22 protein-coding genes are annotated in these 18,753 nt (G+C 66.0%); 15 read left to right on the top strand and 7 right to left on the bottom strand.

What is annotated here, in order from left to right; all coding sequences use genetic code 11:
* Together A5760_RS25830 and A5760_RS25825 are read left to right on the top strand one after the other, a co-directional pair.
* Positions 1 to 1,002 (top strand): hypothetical protein (locus tag A5760_RS25830; RefSeq protein WP_064886170.1); only part of this gene is annotated, 1,002 nt, incomplete at its 5' end.
* A gap of 23 nt (positions 1,003 to 1,025) precedes the next feature.
* Positions 1,026 to 2,231, top strand: a complete 1,206-nt coding sequence (locus tag A5760_RS25825; RefSeq protein ID WP_064886167.1) for a MalY/PatB family protein — start codon at positions 1,026 to 1,028, stop codon at positions 2,229 to 2,231.
* A 31-nt stretch (positions 2,232 to 2,262) separates the two neighbouring features.
* On the opposite strand, the gene A5760_RS25820 is transcribed toward A5760_RS25825, so the two are convergent.
* The gene (locus A5760_RS25820) at positions 2,263 to 2,991 is read right to left on the bottom strand and encodes a DUF2652 domain-containing protein (RefSeq protein WP_064886165.1); all 729 of its coding nucleotides are present in this window, start codon (positions 2,989 to 2,991) and stop codon (positions 2,263 to 2,265) included.
* A 111-nt stretch (positions 2,992 to 3,102) separates the two neighbouring features.
* Between A5760_RS25820 and A5760_RS25815 the strand changes: the two genes are divergently transcribed.
* Positions 3,103 to 4,008, top strand: a complete 906-nt coding sequence (locus A5760_RS25815; protein ID WP_064886163.1) for a haloalkane dehalogenase — start codon at positions 3,103 to 3,105, stop codon at positions 4,006 to 4,008.
* A 73-nt stretch (positions 4,009 to 4,081) separates the two neighbouring features.
* On the opposite strand, the gene A5760_RS25810 is transcribed toward A5760_RS25815, so the two are convergent.
* Positions 4,082 to 4,684 (bottom strand): TetR/AcrR family transcriptional regulator, encoded by a 603-nt coding sequence (locus tag A5760_RS25810; protein WP_064886161.1) that lies wholly within the window; start codon positions 4,682 to 4,684, stop codon positions 4,082 to 4,084.
* 105 nt (positions 4,685 to 4,789) lie between these two features.
* Between A5760_RS25810 and A5760_RS25805 the strand changes: the two genes are divergently transcribed.
* The 6 genes from A5760_RS25805 to A5760_RS25780 all read left to right on the top strand — a co-directional run bounded on the left by A5760_RS25805 (position 4,790) and on the right by A5760_RS25780 (position 9,522).
* The gene (locus A5760_RS25805) at positions 4,790 to 5,755 is read left to right on the top strand and encodes a TIGR03564 family F420-dependent LLM class oxidoreductase (protein ID WP_064886159.1); all 966 of its coding nucleotides are present in this window, start codon (positions 4,790 to 4,792) and stop codon (positions 5,753 to 5,755) included.
* A 94-nt stretch (positions 5,756 to 5,849) separates the two neighbouring features.
* On the top strand, positions 5,850 to 6,323 hold the full coding sequence (locus tag A5760_RS25800; protein ID WP_196772210.1) for a MarR family winged helix-turn-helix transcriptional regulator: 474 nt from the start codon (positions 5,850 to 5,852) through the stop codon (positions 6,321 to 6,323).
* 117 nt (positions 6,324 to 6,440) lie between these two features.
* Positions 6,441 to 7,178, top strand: a complete 738-nt coding sequence (locus A5760_RS25795) for an NAD(P)-dependent oxidoreductase (RefSeq protein WP_064886156.1) — start codon at positions 6,441 to 6,443, stop codon at positions 7,176 to 7,178.
* Between the two features lie 10 nt (positions 7,179 to 7,188).
* Positions 7,189 to 7,557: a DoxX family protein gene (locus A5760_RS25790; RefSeq protein ID WP_064886154.1), complete on the top strand. Its 369-nt coding sequence runs from the start codon at positions 7,189 to 7,191 to the stop codon at positions 7,555 to 7,557.
* A 67-nt stretch (positions 7,558 to 7,624) separates the two neighbouring features.
* Positions 7,625 to 7,978, top strand: a complete 354-nt coding sequence (locus tag A5760_RS25785) for a hypothetical protein (RefSeq protein ID WP_064886186.1) — start codon at positions 7,625 to 7,627, stop codon at positions 7,976 to 7,978.
* Complete coding sequence (locus tag A5760_RS25780) at positions 7,975 to 9,522, top strand: multicopper oxidase family protein (RefSeq protein ID WP_064886152.1); 1,548 nt, start codon at positions 7,975 to 7,977, stop codon at positions 9,520 to 9,522. Before A5760_RS25785 ends, A5760_RS25780 begins: the two co-directional genes overlap by 4 nt.
* A gap of 30 nt (positions 9,523 to 9,552) precedes the next feature.
* On the opposite strand, the gene A5760_RS25775 is transcribed toward A5760_RS25780, so the two are convergent.
* Positions 9,553 to 9,978, bottom strand: a complete 426-nt coding sequence (locus A5760_RS25775; protein WP_064886150.1) for an SRPBCC family protein — start codon at positions 9,976 to 9,978, stop codon at positions 9,553 to 9,555.
* Positions 9,975 to 10,919, bottom strand: coding sequence for an NAD-dependent epimerase/dehydratase family protein (locus A5760_RS25770; RefSeq protein ID WP_196772209.1), 945 nt, complete (start codon positions 10,917 to 10,919; stop codon positions 9,975 to 9,977). Before A5760_RS25770 ends, A5760_RS25775 begins: the two co-directional genes overlap by 4 nt.
* Positions 10,920 to 11,049: 130 nt before the next feature.
* Here A5760_RS25770 and A5760_RS25765 point away from each other — a divergent pair, with 130 nt between their 5' ends.
* Positions 11,050 to 12,009, top strand: coding sequence for a GlxA family transcriptional regulator (locus A5760_RS25765; RefSeq protein ID WP_331237277.1), 960 nt, complete (start codon positions 11,050 to 11,052; stop codon positions 12,007 to 12,009).
* Positions 12,010 to 12,039: 30 nt separating this feature from the next.
* Here A5760_RS25765 and A5760_RS25760 read toward each other — a convergent pair whose 3' ends face one another.
* Positions 12,040 to 12,768, bottom strand: coding sequence for a 3'(2'),5'-bisphosphate nucleotidase CysQ (locus A5760_RS25760; protein ID WP_064886182.1), 729 nt, complete (start codon positions 12,766 to 12,768; stop codon positions 12,040 to 12,042).
* 148 nt (positions 12,769 to 12,916) lie between these two features.
* On the opposite strand from A5760_RS25760, the gene A5760_RS25755 reads away from it, so the two are divergent.
* Positions 12,917 to 13,507 carry a hypothetical protein gene (locus A5760_RS25755; RefSeq protein WP_419538280.1) on the top strand — a complete coding sequence of 197 codons (591 nt, stop codon included), beginning with the start codon at positions 12,917 to 12,919 and terminating at the stop codon, positions 13,505 to 13,507.
* Positions 13,508 to 13,601: 94 nt separating this feature from the next.
* Here the strand turns inward: A5760_RS25755 and A5760_RS25750 are convergent, their stop codons facing one another.
* Positions 13,602 to 14,777 carry a thiolase family protein gene (locus tag A5760_RS25750; RefSeq protein WP_064886141.1) on the bottom strand — a complete coding sequence of 392 codons (1,176 nt, stop codon included), beginning with the start codon at positions 14,775 to 14,777 and terminating at the stop codon, positions 13,602 to 13,604.
* A 148-nt stretch (positions 14,778 to 14,925) separates the two neighbouring features.
* On the opposite strand from A5760_RS25750, the gene A5760_RS25745 reads away from it, so the two are divergent.
* From A5760_RS25745 to A5760_RS25735, 3 genes are all read left to right on the top strand, one after another.
* The gene (locus A5760_RS25745) at positions 14,926 to 16,056 is read left to right on the top strand and encodes an NDMA-dependent alcohol dehydrogenase (RefSeq protein WP_064886139.1); all 1,131 of its coding nucleotides are present in this window, start codon (positions 14,926 to 14,928) and stop codon (positions 16,054 to 16,056) included.
* 31 nt (positions 16,057 to 16,087) lie between these two features.
* Positions 16,088 to 16,477, top strand: a complete 390-nt coding sequence (locus tag A5760_RS25740; protein ID WP_064886137.1) for a hypothetical protein — start codon at positions 16,088 to 16,090, stop codon at positions 16,475 to 16,477.
* Between the two features lie 76 nt (positions 16,478 to 16,553).
* Positions 16,554 to 17,450 (top strand): DMT family transporter, encoded by an 897-nt coding sequence (locus tag A5760_RS25735; RefSeq protein ID WP_269199210.1) that lies wholly within the window; start codon positions 16,554 to 16,556, stop codon positions 17,448 to 17,450.
* A 2-nt stretch (positions 17,451 to 17,452) separates the two neighbouring features.
* On the opposite strand, the gene A5760_RS25730 is transcribed toward A5760_RS25735, so the two are convergent.
* Complete coding sequence (locus tag A5760_RS25730) at positions 17,453 to 17,821, bottom strand: bleomycin resistance protein (protein WP_064886135.1); 369 nt, start codon at positions 17,819 to 17,821, stop codon at positions 17,453 to 17,455.
* A gap of 67 nt (positions 17,822 to 17,888) precedes the next feature.
* On the opposite strand from A5760_RS25730, the gene A5760_RS25725 reads away from it, so the two are divergent.
* Positions 17,889 to 18,635, top strand: a complete 747-nt coding sequence (locus A5760_RS25725; protein WP_064886178.1) for a sensor domain-containing protein — start codon at positions 17,889 to 17,891, stop codon at positions 18,633 to 18,635.
* Positions 18,636 to 18,753: the final 118 nt, after the last annotated feature.

The raw sequence follows: 18,753 nt of genomic DNA, 5'->3' as shown, positions 1-18,753 counted from the left end.
GTGTGGGTGCACTCGGACGCCAAGGTCGGCAAGGACGCGGGCGAGCTGGCCGGCGGTGAGCCGATCGGCCTGAAAGCCACCAACGACGCCGACGCGCTGATCGCGCTCAAGCCCGACTGTGTCATCTATGCGGCCAGCGGCCCGGAGCGGGACGCGCTGGCCATCCCGGACTACGCCACGCTGCTCGAAGCCGGGATCAACGTCGTGACCACCAGCACCACGCGAATGGTCAACCCGCACGCCTACGAGCCCGCGGAGTGGCGCGACCAGCTGGTCGCCGCGGCCAAGCAGGGCCAGGTGTCGCTGTACGCCTCCGGGATCGAGCCGGGCTTCGCCGCCGACTATCTGCCGCTGGTGCTGTCCACGCAGTCGTCGTCCATCGACAAGATTCACGCGTGGGAGATCGGCCTGTACGACGACTACGGTGTGCCCGACATCATGAGTGACGCGCTGGGTTTCGGACGTCCGCTCGACTACCAGCCGTGGATCGGCTTTGCGGGTGCGATCGCCGGGGAATGGCAGGGCCAGATCCGGTTGATCGGCGACGCGTTGGGGGTCGAAGTCCAGGAAGTCCGCGAGTTCTTCGACCGCGCGGTCACCAATCGGACGCTGGATGTCGCGATGGGCACCGTCGAGGCGGGAACCTGCGGCGCGCTGCGCATGCGGGCCACCGGGATCGTCGACGGCCGCGAAGCGATCATCATCGAACACGTCACCCGGCTGGCACACGACGTCGCCCCGGACTGGCCGGAAGGAATCGGCGATCTGTCCTACCGCGTCCAGATCAGCGGCGATCCGGACATCGACTGCACGCTGGCCGCGACGCTGAAGGATCCCGCGAAGGCCGGCATCGGCGGGATGACCTCCGGGGCGGGCGCCATGGTCGCCACCGCGATGCGCGTCGTCAACGCCGTGCCGTATGTCGTTGCCGCGCAGCCGGGATTGCTGAGTTCGGTGGACCTTCCGTTGACCATCCCACAAAATGCGTTTGTCGGCGGGTAGGTCGCGCCGGTTACTCTGCGGGCGTGACTCCCAATCCACTGGAGGAATTGACGCTGCAGCAACTGCGGGTTCGCACCAGCATGAAATGGAATGCGCACCCCGCCGACGTCCTGCCGCTGTGGGTCGCCGAGATGGACGTCAACCTGGCACCGACGGTGGCCGAAGCGCTACGGAAGGCCATCGACAACGGCGACACGGGATATCCCTGCGGGACCGCGCTGGCTGAAGCGGTCAGCCAATTCGCGGCGCGGCGCTGGCAATGGCACGACCTGGAGATCGGCCGCACCGCGCTGGTTCCCGACGTCATGCTCGGTGTCGTCGAGGTGTTGCGCCTGCTCACCGATCGCGGTGACGCCGTCGTAGTCAACCCTCCGGTGTATGCGCCGTTCTACGCATTCGTCGCGCACGACGGACGCCGCGTCATCGAGGCGCCCCTCGCCGACGGACGAATTGACTTGAACGCCTTGGAGAATGCGTTCGTTCGGGCTCGCGCAGGGGCCGGCAGGGACGCGAAGGTCGCCTATCTGCTGTGCAATCCGCACAACCCGACAGGATCGGTGCACACCACCGATGAACTCGGTGCGGTCGCCGAGCTCGCACGGCGGTTCGGCGTGCGGGTGGTGTCGGACGAGATTCACGCCCCCGTCATTCTGCCGGGGTCGCGGTTCACTCCCTTCCTCGCCGTCCCGGGCGCCGAGAACGCCTTCGCCCTGATCTCCGCGTCGAAGGCCTGGAATCTGTCCGGCTTGAAAGCCGCGCTGGCCATCGCCGGACCCGAGGCCGCCGCCGACCTGAACCGGATGCCGGAGGAGGTCAGTCACGGACCCAGTCACCTGGGTGTCATCGCCCATGCCGAGGCGTTTCGGAGCGGCAGCGACTGGCTCGACGCGACCCTGCAGGGCCTGGACGAGAACCGGACACTGCTGGGCGAGTTGCTCGCCGAGCACCTTCCCGGCGTGAAATACCAATGGCCGCAAGGCACTTACCTGGCATGGCTGGATTGCCGGGAGCTCGGCTTCGACGAAGAAGCCGCCGATGGCCTTGCGGTGGTCGCCGATCTGGCCGGGCCGGCCCGCTGGTTCCTCGATCACGCGCGGGTGGCGCTCAGCTCCGGCCACGTGTTCGGCACCGGCGGAACCGGGCACGTGCGATTGAACTTCGCCACCTCGCGAGCCATCCTGACCGAGGCGGTTTCGCGAATGGGACGGGCCCTGGGCGACACCCCATAGTGGACCGGGGTCGCGCCACAGGGGTTTTCGGCTATGCGGAGACTTCCTCGGCGCCCCGGCCCAGGTTGCGGAACCCCTGGGCGGGCTCCTTCATACCGAGTGTGAAGGGCAGGCTGTCGAGTTCGAACCTGGTCGTCGCACCGAGCCGGCGGAAAAAGCTGCGCCGCGGCGCCGCGACGGGAACCTGCCCCGCCGCAAGGTCGATGTAGTGCGTCGACGTTTCTCCGATGCCGTCGAAGACGTGCACCAACGGCATGCAAAGCTCGCGCATAGGCTCGTCGAGGCAAGCCGCGACGGGATCGGTCATCAGCACGTATTCGGCGACCGGCACCATGTTTTTCAGCATTCGGTGCACCAGAATGACATCGAAGCCGGCCAGCTCGACGTGGCGCTTCACCTTCTGATCCGCCACCTCGCCTACATGCACGACGAACTTGAGCGACAGCTTCTCCAGCTGTTCGCAACTCGCGCACTGACAGGCGATGTCATTCTTCATCAGCTCACGCCGCTCCAGGAACGACGTGCGCATCCGTGACAGGCGGTCGCACACCACCTCTTTGGCGTGGCTGTCCGGTGCCCAGAAGAACGCGGCGTCACCCTCGAGTTTGGCTAGCTTCAAACCCTTGCCCGCGTTGATGACCGACTCCAACAGGCCTGCAACCGTCAGCTGGGCGTGGGCAAGGTGCGTCCGGTTCCACTGCATGTAATGCGTGTACCCGCCGATGTCGGCTATGAGCAGAACCGCGCGCCGAATTGCCATGAACAGGCCAGTTTAGTGGCCTTTGGGGCCCAGCTCAATGAATCTGCTACTAGACGAATTCGCGCCGGCGCGAGAGGCTAGCAGAGGTGCCGGTTCACCGGAGGAGCTGATATGCATGTGCTGCGAACCCCGGACTCCCGATTCGAAAACCTGGAGGACTACCCGTTCGTTGCGCATTACCTTGACGTAACCGCGAGCGACACCCGGCCGCTTCGCATGCACTACCTCGACGAGGGCACGATCGAAGGGCCGCCGATCGTTCTGCTGCACGGCGAGCCGACGTGGAGCTACCTCTACCGCACGATGATTCCGCCCCTGACCGACGCCGGGAACCGCGTGCTCGCGCCCGATCTGATCGGTTTCGGCCGTTCGGACAAGCCCAGCCGGGTCGAGGATTACACCTACCAGCGCCACGTGGAGTGGGTGATCTCGTGGTTCGAGCATCTCAACCTCAGGGACGTCACGCTGTTCGTGCAGGACTGGGGATCGCTGATCGGGCTGCGCATCGCCGCCGAGCAGCCCGAACGCGTCGGGCGGCTGGTCGTGGCCAACGGTTTCCTCCCCACGGCGCAACGGCGCACCCCGCCGGCCTTCTACGCTTGGCGCGCTTTCGCGCACTACTCCCCCGTCCTGCCCGCCGGCCGCATCGTCAGCGCCGGGACCGTTCGCCGCGTGCCGTCGAAAGTCCGGGCCGGCTACAACGCGCCCTTCCCCGACAAGACCTATCAGGCCGGGGCCCGCGCGTTTCCTCAGCTGGTACCCACCTCACCCACCGATCCGGCGATTCCGGCCAACAGGAAAGCATGGGACGCCCTCGGCCGCTGGGAAAAGCCGTTCCTCGCCATCTTCGGGGCCCGCGATCCGATCCTCGGGAAGGCGGACAGCGCCCTGATCAAGCACATCCCCGGCGCCGCGGGCCAGCCGCACGCCCGCATCAAGGCCAGCCACTTCATTCAGGAGGACCGCGGGCTTGAACTGGCCGAGCGCATCCAGTCGTGGCAGCAGGCCTGGCTCTGAGCCGGTTCCGCATATGCAGAACGCCACCCTCTGGGTCGTCGAACAGTCGGGATTGAAGTGTGCTGTGCCCCAATTACTTCGGCAACGGCTGCAATCGGCCCTGCACAACCAGTCCGTTCACGACGATGTCCATCAGACGGTCCGCGCTACGTGCCGCATCGCCTAAAGCCTCGGCCGCGACCACCACGCCGTTGGCCAGATGCAGCACATCGTCGACGGTGATGTCAGCGTTGACCGATCCAACCGTTTGGGCGCGGGAGAGCAAGCGCTGACCCGCCTGCCGAATCAGTCGATGCGAGTCCTCGTACCGACCGACGCTTGGCAACTCCACCAGCGCGGCCACCAACCCACGGGTTGCTGCCGCATGCGAGACCAGCTCGCGAAGCCAGGCGACCAGGGCAGTGGGACCGTCCGCAGTCTCGGCCAGCTCTTCGGCGCGATCGCAGAGGGTGACGACCCGGTCGTGAAACGTTGCCTGCAAAAGCGCTGCGCGACTGGGGAAATGGCGATACAAGGTCGCCGATCCCACTACTGCCCTGCGCGCGATCTCCTCAAGGGAGGCATCGGCTCCCGATTCACTGATCACAGCGCTGGCCGCACTCAGGATCTTTTCGCGATTGCGCCGGGCATCAGCCCGCGTGTGTTGCTCATCCCGCGAGGGTGACCGACGCGGCATCTGCACGCTCCTTGCAAAAACGGGGTTGCCCCCCGTATCTTAGCGGGAGATAAACGGAGGGCCACCCCGTTTCAATGCTTCGAAAGTCGGATATGGAGGTCATCAGTGCGCATCGGCATTGCCATCGGCGAGGTTCGGGGACCGACGACGGTTCACGGCATAGTCGAACAGGTTCGGGAGGCCGCAGAGGCGGGCTTTCCCGTCGCATGGTCGAGTCAGGCACTGGGGATCGATGCGCTGACCAGTGTGGCGCTGGCTGGCGTCGCGGTGGACAGCATCGAGCTAGGAACCGCGGTTGTACCGGTGCCACAGCGCCACCCCCTCGTTCTGGCCAGCCAGGCACTGACGGTTCAAGACGCCATTTCGGGCCGGCTGACCTTGGGAATCGGGGCGGGGATCGGCGCGATGATCACCGGGATGTTTGGGATGCCAACCGACCGACCTGTGGCGCGCATGCGTGAATATCTCGGCCTGCTGAACGAACTGCTCCATGGACAACCCGTCAACCATCGGGGTTTCGTCACCGCCGCCGGCGCGGTCGATCTTCCCGGCGTAACCGCCCCGCCCGTGCTGCTCGCAGCCTTGGGGCCGGCCATGCTGCGGGTAGCCGGTGAACTCAGCGAGGGCACGGTGACATGGATGACCGGCCCACGGACCCTGTCCGCCCATGTCGTGCCCACCATCACGACAGCCGCCGCCCGGGCGGGCCGCCCTGCACCGCGAATCGTGGCCGGCCTACCAGTGTGGGCGACCGACGACGTCGACGAGGCGCGTAGCGCTATAAGCCGGCAATTCGCAGTCGCCGCGCAAGTCCCCGAATATCGCAGCACCCTGGCCCGTGAAGGGTTGAATAATCCGGCGGACGTGGCCATCGTCGGCGACGACACCGAGGTCGAGCGCGGACTTCGTCGCCTGCAGGATGCAGGGGTTACCGACTTCATGGCGGTGCCCTGCGGTAGCGACAGCGAACAACAGCGCACCATCAGACTGCTCGCTATGCTCGCGCGGTCATCGAGCGCGTTTCGGAGCACCGCAGCGACAGAAACCCGAAAGAACTGTATCGGTCGATGATTATCTTGTAGCATGACGGTCTGGGCGGTAGCCACGCTTGCCGTAATGCCCTGCGGCGCAAACACTCATGCACTCGAGGAGCCGTCGTCAGCCAATGAGTGAAAACCGCTCCGGCATCGCCGAACTCGACGAACGAATCCCGTTTCTGCTCGCCCAACTCGGCGCTCACGTCAGCAGCGATTTCCAGCGTCGCCTTGCGCCGATGGGGGCAGACCCTCGCACGTACGCGGTTCTGTTGGCATTGGCCAGTGCCGACGGCCAATCCCAGCGTCAGCTTTCCGAACGTCTCGGCATCCACCGCAACGCCATGGTCGTGGTCATCGACCAGCTTGAGCAGCGGGGGCTCGCCAACCGGCGACCGCGCCCCGAGGACCGGCGCGCGGTCGCCGTCACGCTGACCGCCAAGGCCCGCCGACTGCTGCCTGCGCTGCATGAGCAAGGCCGTGAGCTCGAAAACGAGATAGCCGCGCCCTTGTCATCGAAAGAACGCGCTGAGCTGCGCCGCCTTCTCCAGCGCGTCGCCGCGCGAGCAGGCCTCATCCCCGGAGTTCACCCCGAATTGGCGTGATCGCCGCGCCCCAACCCAAGCCGCGGCCATAACCGGACGCGTCACGACAATCTGGCACCAAGCATGATTGTCATCTATCATGATGATCACTAGTCGTGATTAAATTAGGAGCAAGCGATGAAGTCGATCATCTTCGGCGCCAACGGACCCACGGGAAGGCTTGCCGTCGCACGCGCGCTAAAAGCCGGCCACTCTGTGGTTGCCGTCACGCGTCGGCCACGCGAATTCCCTATTCTCCACGCACAATTGACGGTTGTGGGGGCCGATGTCCGCAATGACGCCGCCGTCCTCGAGGCTGTTGCGGGAGCCGATGCTGTGGTCTCGGTGCTTGGTGTGCCGTTCACCGGCCGGCGAGTTGAAACCTATTCGGCCGGAGCGACCAACATCGTCAAAGCCATGCGTGCGTCGGGAACGCGCCGACTCATCGTCGTGAGCTCCACGTCGGTACGTCCCACACGGCGCCTTCACGCGCCGCTCCTGTTGCGGCTGGTTGAACCCGTGATCAGCAGAACGATCGGCAGGACGGTCTACGACGACATGCGACGCATGGAAGCCATCGTGCGCGGCAGTGGCCTCGATTGGACCATCGTCCGGCCCTCCGGTCTCTTCGACCTGCCCGAACCGACCGATTACCTCAGCGGGCCCGTCGATCCGGTGGGCGCGTTCACCGCACGCATCGACTTGGCCGACTATCTGGTTTCCCTGGTGGCTGACTCGGCCTCCGTCGGCCGCATTGTGATCGTCTCCACCACCGACTCCACCCCCACCCTGTGGCAGATGGTGCGCCGAGAGGCCCTGTCCACCAAAGACTCTGGTCCGGCATTGGTACCCGGGTCACTCGGACGAATTCCCTGAGGAGGGCACCGTGCACACCGCATATTTGGTCGTGACGTTCATCGCGATCGCCTTCGATGGATTCTCGGGTATCGCGGCGCTGGTTCACTTCGCGCCGATTCTGCCCGGGATGGAGAGCGCGGGCGTGCCCGTCTCGTGGTTGAGGTTTCCCATCGGCACCTTGAAAACGTTGGGAACCATGGGACTAATTGTCGGCCTGTGGATTCCCGCTGTGGGCATCGCCGCTGCGGCGGGGCTGGTCGTCTTCTTCGTGTGCGCCGTGTACACCCACGTGCTGGCCCACGACATCAGCGGTCAGATGATGTTCGGCGGATTTCTCCTGGCGCTGAACTGCGCCGCCCTGGGTGTGACACTCGCGGCACACCCAGGGGTGATCTGACGTGGGAACCGCGGCAGCCCCGACCGCACGCGCAGCGCTAGTGTCGGCACGGGTCAGCACCGCGTTGATGGTGGTGCTCGCGCTGGTGCAGGCGACGTTGGCGGGCAATTTTCTGGGCGGCCAATACGACGCGCTGATGCTGCACGCGCTTGGAGCGCGAGCGATCACCATCACCTCTGCGGTGCAAGTCGTTATCCTCGCCTGGGTCTGGCGGGTCGGCGGTCCGCCGGGTGCCTTGGTAGGGGCCGTCGTGCAGACGTTGTTACTCGTCGCCGAATTCGCCGCGGGTGAATTGCGGTTGGCAGCCTTACACATTCCGCTCGGCGTGCTGCTCGTCGTCGGGATTGTCCAACTGGCGACCATGATCTGGCGTACCCCGCTGCCGGACCGGTACACCGTCGAGAGCGAGGCGGGGCCGTGAAGCGGCGCGCCCTGCTCCGAGCCGGCCTTCTCACCGCAGGACTCGGCATCGCGGGTGCCGGATGGCCCGCGGCGCAAATGGCGCTGGGCTCCGCCGAGCCGGGCAAGCTGCTGCGCAGCCAGGTGCCGCTGCCGCCGCACTACCACGCGCGGCTACCGATACCAGACCAGTTGGCGCCCATCGCCAGCGACACCACCAGCGACTATTACGCGGTCACCCAGCGCGCCGCCGACTTGGCGATACTGCCCGGCCTGACGACGGCCGCATGGACGTATGGAGGGACATTTCCGGGGCCGACCATCGTCTCTCGGTCGGGTCGGCGGGCAGTGATCCGCCACCACAACGCCTTAGCCGTTCCGGTCGCCGTGCACCTTCACGGTGGTCACACCCCACCCGACAGTGACGGTTACCCGCTCGACCTCATTGAGCCCCGAGCCACCGCCCATGCCATGACTCACGACGACGGTATGCGCTCGGGCATGTCACGTAACTCCGTTGTCGGACAACGCGAATACGTGTACCCGATGCAGCAACGCGCGGCGACACTGTGGTATCACGACCATCGCATGAGCTACACCGGCCAGGCCGTCTGGCGAGGGCTCGCGGGATTTCACATCGTCCACGACGACGAAGAGCGTGGCCTCCCATTGCCGAACGGTCATCGCGACATTCCGCTGATGATCACCGATCGATCGTTTGCGGCTGACGGCTCGTTCCAATACCCGCTCACCGACGGCGGCGATGTCGCCGCCCCCTACATGAACGGTGTGCTCGGCGACGTGGTGCTCGTCAACGGTGCGCCATGGCCGGTGCTGGACACCGATCCCGCGCGCTATCGATTCCGGGTGCTCAACGCCTCCAACGCCCGCCGCTACCGACTGCAGCTTGATCCGCCGCCGCCTGGGGGCTCGGCATTCACCCAAATCGGCAGTGACGGCGGTCTTCTGCCCAGCCCGCTCACTTATGACGCGATTGATATCGCACCCGCCGAACGCTTCGACCTCGTCGTCGACTTCTCCCGTTATCGTCCGGGCACCCGGGTACAGCTCGTCAACACCCTTGGCGCACAGGCCAGTGCGCGAGTCATGCGCTTCGATGTCGTCGGCACCGACCGATCAGACGAATCCACCATTCCGCAACGCCTCAGCGAAACCTTCGTCCCCCTGGACCGCAACGGGGCCACGACCACCCGCACCTTTCTGTTCGGACAAGGCCGAGCGGGTGTGTGGATGATCAACAACAAGCCCTACCGGCCCGGCGTTCCGCTCGCGACACCGCGCGTTGGTGACGTCGAAATCTGGCGCTTCATCACCGACATCCGCCACCCGATCCATGTCCATCTCAACCACTTTCAAGTCTTGTCGCGCGACAACAGACCGCCCGGGCCCTTCGATCACGGTTGGAAAGACACCATCGATGTTGCACCGGCCGAAGCGGTGGAAGTGATCGTGCGGTTCACCGACTATAAGGGAACGTATTTGGTCCACTGTCATAACCTCGAGCACGAGGACATGGCGATGATGGCCGACTTCGTCACGGTCTGACTGGGTGCCACGCCGCGCATCGCGCGCGCATCATCCCCCAAACCGCTGACGCATCAATGCGATTCCCTCGACGTAGACTGAGCGCACCGCCTCAGCGGCATCGGATTCGCTGGCGCCGTGGGGAATGAAGGAGCCTGCCCAGGTCAACGCGCACCTGTTCTCACCGAGCGGATTCAACGTAATTGTTGCTCGATAGTCGGCCACCGGAAACGGTCCGGTGGCGATCATGGAATACCGTGTTCGCCATCGCCTCTCGTCGATCTCGTCGAGGCGTTCGATCATGTGCTCCCCGCCGACCGTGACAGTGCGCAGCATACCGACTCCCGCGCCGCGGGTCCTGACTGTGCCGTCACGCGAGGCGACGAGCATCTCGACGAATCTCCCGAAATCGGTGACTAGGCTCCACACCTGCTGCGCCGACGCGCCAAGTTCGCAGTATTGGCGGACTTCGGTCATGATCGCGCCCCGCGGCCTGTCGCGATCCCGGCAGGATCCCGGGATAGCCCGTCGTGCAGGATCTCGTGGAGCGGGGTCGGAGTCAGGCCGAACGTGTGGGCAGTTTCCGAGGAATCCATCACGAACGGCTCCCGCAGCTGATACTGCATCTCAGGCAATTCGCGGATCACTTTGGAGCCCAAGGCCGCCGAGGCCAGCAACCAACCCGGCATGCGGCGCAACCTGGGAGCGCCGACTCGCGCGCAGTTGGCCAGTACCGTCGCCAACTCCCGCGGCGACACCGCGGGGTTGGTGGGGACGTGCCACGGTCGTCCCCAACTACGCTCGTCGGCGCCGACAGTGATCAGGGTGCGTGCGGCATCGACGGTGCCGGTCCAGCTGTGCGGTGCATCGAGGTCGGCGGGAAACAGTGCGACCCTGCCGGCAAGCACCTTCGGCGTGACCATGATCGTGAACACCGACATGGCGCCGCGGCCGATGAAATCGCTGGCGCGGACTTCCGTTACGCGAACCCGGCCGGCATCATGGGCGGCCTTCGCCTGCGTCCAGACGTGTGCGCGCAGTTCGCCCTTGACCGAGTTCGGTTTCAGCGGAAGGTGCTCGGTGATCGGGCCTGCCACGGGGCCGTAGGCGTACAGGTTGCCCAACATGACGTAGTCGGCGCCGGCCGCGATCGCGCCGTCGAGAATGCCGGAAGCAAGAGCGGGGAGCTGGGTGCGCCACAGGTGATACGGCGGGGCAGCGCAGTTGTACACGGTGTCGGCGCCGGCGAGCACATCCACGAGGTCGCCGGTTTTCGACGCATCAACCGCGATGCACCGAATCCGCGGATGGCTCGGACCGCTGCCGCGGCGGGTGACCAGCCGTACCTCATGACCAGCATCGGCGAGCAGCTCAGCGGTCGCTATACCCGCACCCCCTGCTCCGACAACAACTTTCACGGACACTTCTCCTTTGGGCGGCAAAGCCTCCTTCGAGGCGTCAAAGCCCCACTATTCGGGCGACCGGCTACACTGCGCTAGTGGCATAAAAGCCATAGTTGGGGAGGTTCTGGCCATACATCACATTGCGGTGGTCGCCGTCCCGCCGGTCGGGGCGTTCGAGCTGTCCATCCCGGACTTGCTGTTCGGCGGCGTGCAGGTCGGCGGGCGCGACGCCTACGCGGTCCGTACCTGCACACCGGTGCCCGGACCGGTGGCCACGCGAGGTGGGTTCGACGTAATCGTCACCGACTCTTTGGAGCCGATCGGCGTCGCCGATACCGTTCTCGTTACCGGAACCGGCGCGCGCGACGACGTCGCACCCGAGCTGGTGTCGGCGTTACAGGATGCCGCAAGTCGCGGTGCGCGAATCGCGTCGATCTGCACCGGCGCGTTCGTCCTGGCGGCGGCGGGCTTGCTGGACGGGCGGTGCGCGACGACCCACTGGCGCTACGCCGCGGAGTTGGCGCAATGCTATCCACGCGTGCAAGTCCGGCCCGAAGTGCTGTTCGTCGAAGACGGGTCGGTCGTCACCTCGGCGGGACTGGCCGCCGGAATCGACCTGTGCCTTCACCTCATCCGCACCGATCACGGTGCGGCAGTTGCCAATACCGTCGCCCGCCTGGCCGTGGTCGCCCCGGTGCGCGCCGGCGGACAAGCGCAGTTCGTCAGCGCGGCCGTCCCCGCGACTACCCCCACCGGCTTGAGTCAGACGCGCGCCTGGGCGCTGACGAAAATTCAGGACAAGCTCACGCTCGCCGATCTGGCCGGGCACGCCAACGTCAGTATTCGTACGCTCAATCGACGCTTCCGAAAGGAAACCGGCGTCAGCCCTCTGCAATGGCTCCTGCAACTGCGGATCGACCGCGCGCGGGAACTGCTGGAGACCACAGATCTGCCGGTCAGGGTCATCGCGCATCGCAGCGGGCTTGGCTCCGTGGACTCACTGCGCGACCATTTCATTCACAAGACCGGTCTGACCCCGAGCGCCTATCGCGCGGCGTTCACGCACTCCCCCAAGCAAACTGACAAGCTCACGTCGCCAAAGTGACCGACTGGGCGCATATCACAGCGCCGACGGTCAGCGCGTAACCGCGAGTACGGCTTCCGCCAGTTCGGGCCTGCAGACCACGAGATCGGGCAGCTTCGGATCGGGTTGGTTGTACGCCAGCGTGGACCCGTCAATGCGAGAGGTGTGCAGCCCGGCGGCCCGTGCTACGGCCACCGGCGCGGCGGAGTCCCATTCGAACTGGCCGCCGGCGTGCACGTACACATCGGACAACCCTTGAACGATCGAGGCGACCTTGGCGCCGGCCGAACCCATTTCTACCAGGACTCCGTCCAGCGCATCGCGCACGCTCAATGCGACGGCGGGTGGACGGGTGCGCGACACCACGATGCGCGGCTTGCCCGGCGCGACAGGAGGCGAATCCATGTCCGGAGTCGCCAACGTGATGCCCTGGGCCGGTAGCGCCACGGCGCCGGCGACCAGCTCGCCGGCCTCCCAGAGTGCGACGTGCACCGCCCAGTCGTCGCGTCCCAGCTCGGAGAATTCCCGCGTGCCGTCCAGCGGATCGACGATCCAGACGCGGTCCGAGCGCAACCGCACCGGGTCGTCGGCGCCCTCTTCGGACAGCACCGCATCACCGGGCCGCTCGGCGGCAAGCGCCTCCATCAAGAAATCGTGGGATCGCTTGTCCCCCGCGGCTTTCCGGTCACCCGCTTCCGCGTCGGCGAACTCTTCCCGAACCCCGAGCAATAGCCGACCGGCCTCGGTGGCCAACCGCGCGGCCAGATCATGGTCATTCATCGGCAGCTCCACGGAATCCTCAATATGTTGGTAGCGATGACCAACTTTACCCTGTCATGTCAGTCGGCGGGCACCGCCCCGGCGGAAACATTTCACCCGTAATCTGGTGACCGTGAGCGGCAACGCCAACGTCCCATTATCGAGGCGGCTGCGGCACACCTCGCGGGGGCGATTGATCGGGGCCGGCATTGTCGTGGCGGTGGTGCTGGTCGGGGTCCTCACCGTGGTGGGCGTGCAGCTGACCCGCAGCCAGCAGAGCGCGACGGCACCCAGCACCCAGCCGACGCCGTCAGCGCCGGAGAGCTTCGCCATCCCGGGCTGCTACAACCCGTCCGTCCCGCCGGTTTCGCGGCCGAAGCGGCTCAACGTGTTGGGCTGCGCCAGCGTGGCCGTTGCGCTGCAGGACATGTCGTGGAGTTCCTGGGGACCGCAAGGCGCCGACGGGACGGGCACTGCACTGTTCAAGCTGTGTGACCCGAATTGTGCGGCGGGATCTCAGCTGACCGAACCGGTGGTCGTGCACGCGTGGAATCCGCAGCAGCCGCGGCGCGAGGCCATCTGCCAGGTCGGCCTGGAGATTTTCGCCGACATGATTCTGGCCTTCCCCAAGGGCACTCCGCCACCGAACGTGCAGAAGATGAACACTCAATACAACGGAGCGCCGGCAGTGCACTTCGCCAATTACTCGAGCGGCGATACGCGCGGCACGGAATTCATCGGCTACACATTCTGCAACTAGCCGGTGCGAACTACGTTGCGGTGGCTCATACTTGATGGCGGCGACCCGCCCTGAACCGGCTGGCGGCGACCCGCCGCTGACCTCGCGATCGCCGCTAGACCTCGATGACGACAGCGCCACCCTGGCCGCCGCCGGCACACATCGCGGCGACGCCGATGCCGCCGCCGCGGCGGGCGAGCTCGTAGACCAACGTGGTCACCATGCGCGCACCCGAGGCCGCGATCGGGTGACCGAGGCTGCAGCCGCTGCCGGAGAAGTTCACCTTCTCCTCGTCGATGCCGTATTCGCGGCACGCCGCGATCGGGACGGACGCGAACGCCTCGTTGATCTCCCACAGCGCCACGTCGCTGGGCGACAGACCGGCCCGCTGCAGCACCTTCCCGATGACCTTGACGGCACCGAGGCCACAATCGCGGGCCGGTACGCCCGCGGCGGCCCACGCCTTGACGGTGCCCATCACGTTGAGCTTGTTGGCCGCGGCGTAGTCGCGATCGACCAGGGCCACGCCGGCGGCGGCGTCGTTGGTGCCACTGCTGTTACCCGCCGTGATCGAGAAGCCCTCGATTTCGGGGTGCAGCACCTTGAGGCCGGCGAGCTTCTCGACGGTGGTGTCGCGACGCGGATGCTCGTCCACCGCGAACTCGGTGACCGAGCCGTCGAACTGGGTGATCTTCAGCGGCAAAATTTCGTCGACGAACTTGCCGGCGTCCTGGGCCGCAACGGCGCGCTGATGCGAGCGGGCCGCCCAGGCGTCCATCTCCTCGCGGGTGATCCCGACCGCCTGCGCGGTGTTCCAGCCCACCGTGATGGACATGTCCTTGGCGGGCGCGTCCGGCGTCTCCACGTGCGTCGGCGGCATCCAGCGCTCCTCGAACTTCAGCTCGGGGCCGGGGATCCGCCAGTTCGTCAATGGCGTCATCGACAGCGACTGCACGCCGCCCGCGATGAGCACGCGCTCCATGCCGGAGCCGATCTGCGCCGCGGCGTTGCCGATGGCCGTGAGGCTGCCCGCGCAGTGCCGGTTGACCGACTGTCCGGGAACGTGCTCGAGGCCCGTCGCAGTCGCTGCGTAACGCGCGAGATCTCCACCGCCGTAATGCGATTCGGCGAAGATGATGTCGTCGATGTCGGCGGGGTCGACGCCCGACCTGCGGACCACCTCGGGCAGCACGGCGGTGATCAGGGTCTCGGGCGGCGTGTTGACCAGCGTGCCCTTGAACGAACGGCCGATCGCGGTCCGGGCGGCTCCGACGATGACGGGTGTTCCCATGTTCTCAACCTCGTTGTTGTGGGCGGTCAGACGCCGCGAATCGTATCAAATACTGTATAGGCAATAGTAATGGTCTAAATTCAGTAGGCCGGACTGCTGTGACGACGCTAACAATTAAGCGGTTCGGGTAAACACGGAGGCCAACGGGTTGAAGACCAAAGGTGCGCTGGTCTGGAAACTGAACGCGCCATGGTCGGTCGACGAGATCGAAATCGGCGACCCCCGCCGCGGCGAGGTGACCGTCCAGCTCGAAACGGCCGGGTTGTGCCACTCCGACCACCATTTGATGACGGGCGACTTCCCCATCCCGAGCTATCCGGTGCTGGGCGGTCACGAAGGCGCCGGCATCATCACCGAGATCGGCGAGGACATCGAACACCTGGCCGTCGGCGATCACGTCGTCATGTCCTTCATCCCGTCCTGCGGGAAATGCACACCGTGCCAGACGGGACTGCGCAACCTGTGCGATCTCGGCATGGGCCTGCTGTCGGGTCAATCCGTCTCCGACGGATCGTTTCGCGTCACCGCGCAGGGCCGCGACGTCATCCCGATGTCGCTGCTGGGCACCTTCGCGCCGTACGTGGTGGTGCACCACACCTCGGTGGTCAAGATCGACCCGTCGATCCCGTTCGACGTGGCCTGCCTGGTGGGCTGCGGGGTGACCACCGGCTACGGCTCGGCGGTGCGCAGCGCAGCGGTCTCACCGGGTGAGGACGTCGCGGTCATCGGCATCGGCGGCGTCGGCGTCGCCGCCCTGCAGGGCGCCCGCATCGCGGGGGCCCGGCGCATATTCGCCGTCGATCCCTATGAATGGAAGCGTGAGCAGGCGCTCAAGTTCGGCGCCACAGCGTCTTTCGCGGACGTGGGCAGCGCCGCGGCCGGCATCGCCGAGGCGACGCGAGGCTTCATGTGCCACAAGGTGATCGTCACCGTGGGCCACGTGGAGGGCAAAGACGTCGAGTCGTGGATGGGGCTGACGGCCAAGGGCGGGATTTGCTGCCTCACCGGCATGGCCAGCGTCCTGGCCAATGAGGTGACCCTCAACCTCGCTGGACTCTCGCTGTTACAGAAGAGCTTGCAGGGCAGCATTTTTGGTGGCGGCAACCCCCAGCACGACATCCCGGCGATTCTCGAGCTGTACAAGCTGGGGCAGCTCAACCTCGATGACATGGTCACGCGCGAATACACCCTCGAGCAGATCAACGACGGCTATCGCGACATGCTCGAGGGCCGCAACATTCGCGGCATCATCCGCTATACCGACGCCGACCGCACGTAACTCGTTCTTGGCACGCGAGCACAATGGGTCGATGACCAGCACACCCCTCGTCCAGCGTGACGCGCAGAGCACCGCATACCGTGTCGCGGCGATGCTCATCGGCATCGGCACGGTGCACTTCCTGGCGCCAAAACCGTTCGACCAGATCGTGCCCGCCGAGCTTCCCGGCACTCCACGCTTCTACACCTACGCGTCGGGGGTCGTCGAGATCGCGACCGGGGCACTGCTGGTGCCGCGTGCCACCCGTCGACTGGCCGCCCTGGCTGCCGTCGCGCTGTTCGTGGGCGTCTTTCCCGCCAACGTCAACATGTGCCGGTTGTGGTGGGGCAAGCCGTGGCCGATGCGCCTCATCGCCCTGGCCCGGCTGCCGCTGCAGGTTCCCATGATCACCACTGCGCTCAAGATCCGGCGCAACAGCTGACGTTCGTCGGAGCGACGACGACGCAAACCGGTTGCACCACAAGCACAATTCCGAGCCAGGCGCATAGGAGGTCTTGGTGAGCAGCACCGCCATCGCCGCAGGGCTCGCGATGGCGGCCGCGCTGATGGTCGGCGCCGGCGACGTCGTCCAGCAGCGATCCGCTCAACAGGTCACCGAAAAGCCGGTCGGCACCTTCACCCTGTTCCGCCGGCTGCTGCGCGACCGGCAATGGTGGACCGGCAGTCTGGTGGCCGGCGCCGGGTTCGGGTTCCAGGCCGCGGCCCTGGGCCTGGGCTCGGTGGTGCTGGTGCAGGCGCTGCTGGTGACGTCGTTGCTGTTCGCATTGCTCATCAACGCGAGGGTGAGCCACCGCAGAATCACACGCCGGCAAGGCATTTGGGCTACCTTGCTCGCGGTCGCGGTCGCGGTGGTGGTGACGGTCGGCGATCCCCAGCAGGGGACCCCACGCGGGTCGGTGCAGACATGGACCATCGTGGCGTTGGTCATGGGGCCCGCGCTGGTCCTGTGCGTGATCGGCGCGCGGATGTTCCCCGGATCGGTCGGAGCGCTGTTGCTGGGCCTGATGTCCGGCTCGCTATGGGGCCTGTTTTCGGTGCTGACCAAAGGCGTGGTGGATCAACTCGACCACGGTATCGCGGCGTTGTTGCGCGCACCCGAGTCGTATGTGTGGGTGGTGCTGGCGATCGCCGCCACCGCCTGGGAGCAGTCGGCGTTTCGGGCCGGCCCGCTCACCGCGTCGCTGCCGGCGGTCACCGTCGCCGAGCCCATCGTCGGCTCGGTGCTCGGTGTCACCGTGCTGGGAGAGACGCTGCAGACCAACGACTTCGGCTGGGTGGCCTTGGCCATGTCGGTGGGTCTGATGGCGGCGGCGACGGTGGCGCTGGCCCACAGCCAGGCCAGCTATGCTCCAACCTCTGAGGAAAAACCTTCTCCCGCAACGGAGACGGCCTGAGGTCAACCCAGCCGCGAGCCGACGCGGTGCGCGGTGCCGTCGGGATCGACGTAGACGAATTCGCGCAAACCGTACGGTGTGTCCTGCGGGGCGACGAGGCGACCGTCGAGGTTTTCCAGCGCCGCCCACTCCGCATACAGGGCGTCGGCATCACTGACGTAGAAGTACACGCTGGCGGCCGTGCGCAGCGGGTCGTGCTCGGCCCATTCGGTGAGGTGGATCGACACCTGTCCGCGATCGGCGAATCCGTACCGTTCGGGTCCTTCATATGCGTGGGCGTCGAAGCCGAGCCGGCGATACCGGCTTAGTGCAACGTCCAAGTCCCGAACCGGGACGATCGGGGATACCGAGGTGAAGTCGACTGCGGACACACAGCGAACATAACGGTTAATTCCGATCTCGCTCACGATAGGCGGTGCCGTCGTATGCTCCATGCGCATGAAGAGCCAGCTGACCGCGACAGTTGTCGTTGCTGCCGCAATACTGGTCGCCGGGTGCGGCGGTGACAACAAGGGCGGCACCGCTTCGTCGTCGACCACCACGACGGCGTCGTCGAAGACTCCCCTGGCGCAGGCTGCGTTGCCCGATCTGATGCTCTCGCCGAACGACGTCGACACCGTGCTGGGTGCCACGGGAACGTCGAGCGATCCACCGATCACCAAGTTGTTGGAAGACCCGTTCAAGCGCGAGGACTACACATTCCCCGCTGAATGCCGGTACACGGTGCACGCGGCGTTGGCGTCCGTGTACGCCGACAGCGGGAGCACTGCGGTTTACGGCTATCACGACGAGGCACCGGCGCCCGCGAGTGCGGATCAACTGGAAAGCCCTGAGGTATATCAGGTCGTGGTGCTGTTCGGGTCCCCCGAGCAGGCGAGCGCATTCTTCACGACGTCGGCCCAGCGCTGGCCCGCCTGCGCCAACCGCCAGGACACCGTCCCCGCCGCCGACGGCAAACCGGAGCTGCAGTGGAAGGTGGGCCAGGTTTCCAACGCCAACGGAGTTTTGAGCGTTCCCGTGACCCTGACCGTCGTCGGAAACGGCGCAAGCGTGACGGTGCCCTGCCAACGGGCGCTGACCGTCCGCAACAACGTCGTCATCGACATCGACGCGTGCCGCAAGGACGTCGGGGACCTCGGCGTCAGCATCGCCGACCAGATCGCCGGAAAAGTCGACAAGCAATAGTCACCGGGGTGAGCCGAGCCCAATAGCTTTCTGCCGTTTACCTATTGGCTGTAGTCGTCCGTGGCGGCGAAAGCGTATGCTCTGGCCGCCGAGACGGTCCAACGATCGATTTCAAGCC

Origin of the sequence: Mycobacterium colombiense (assembly GCF_001665835.1) — a bacterium.
GTDB lineage: Bacteria > Actinomycetota > Actinomycetes > Mycobacteriales > Mycobacteriaceae > Mycobacterium > Mycobacterium colombiense_A.
This window is presented reverse-complemented; position numbering and strand designations above follow the sequence as displayed.